This is a genomic window from Lamprobacter sp., from assembly GCF_034860625.1.
Lineage (GTDB): Bacteria > Pseudomonadota > Gammaproteobacteria > Chromatiales > Chromatiaceae > Lamprobacter.
The window spans coordinates 1-1,028 of sequence record NZ_JAYESN010000605.1 but is presented as its reverse complement, the minus strand read 5'-3'; the positions used below and the strand labels follow the sequence as shown (position 1 = coordinate 1,028).

The following is a 1,028-nucleotide window of genomic DNA, read 5'->3' as shown; positions in this document are numbered from 1 at the left end:
CGCGCAGCTGATCGATGCTGATGTCCTCGCCAACGCGGGTGTTGCAACGGATCTCGACCCCCATGGAACGGATCACGTCGACGTCCTCATCGAGCTTGTCGTAAGGCAGCCGGTATTCCGGGATGCCGTAGCGCATCATGCCACCGGGGGCAGGCAGCGCCTCGAAGACCGTGACGCCATGACCGGCCTTGGCCAGATCGAAGGCGGCGGTGAGCCCTGCCGGCCCGGCCCCAATGATCGCGACCTGATGCCCGCTGGGCTCGCTGACACGACCCTCGGCGGCGATCTGCTTGATCCGCTCGTGCGGGACCTGGTCGATGATGTGGCGCTTGAGCCAACGGATGGCGATGGGATCACCCTCGTGCCGCGCCGCGCAGCTGGTCTCGCAGCGATGGGTGCAGACGCGCCCGCAGACATTGGAGAAGGGGTTGGTCTGATACAGCAACCGAATGCCCTGTTCGTAGTCACCATCGCGAATGGTGGCGATGTACTCGGGCACCGCCATGTGCGTCGGGCAGGTCGCGACACAGAGGCCGCAGGAGACACAGCGATCGGCCTCGAGCTTGGCCTGCTCGAGGTCGTAGCCGGCGACGATCTCGACGAAGGAGTCGGCGCGAGCCTCTGGCTCGAGCTCGCCCATGGCCACCCGCTCGGCCCCGGTGAGCCGATGTCCCTCCGGCCGCCGGTAGCCGAGCTCGGAGCTGTCCCAGTGCTTCAGATCGACGCCAGGGATGAAGCAAAAGACATCCGGATCATGGTCGACCCACTTGTACTCGTTCGACATGCTGAGCGAGCTGGTCATGCAGACATCGACACAGAGCGCGCACCAGCAGCAGCGCCCGTAGTCGATGCGCGGACGCAGACCGGAATCGCCGGGCTTGGTCGCAATCTCGGCGACGGAGACCATGTCGATCGCCGCATTCTGGCAGATCGCCTCGCAGGTGCCGCAGCCGATGCACTTCTCGATGTCGTTTTGGTGGAAGCCACGATAGCGCGGAGCGCCGGGCCGATCGTTGAGCGGATCAGCG

Annotated in this window: 1 protein-coding gene; it reads right to left on the bottom strand. The window is 65.5% G+C overall.

Annotated features, from left to right (window positions below; genetic code table 11):
* On the bottom strand, window positions 1-1,028 hold a 1,028-nt coding region (locus VBE63_RS30165), incomplete at both ends, for an FAD-dependent oxidoreductase (RefSeq protein WP_323686647.1).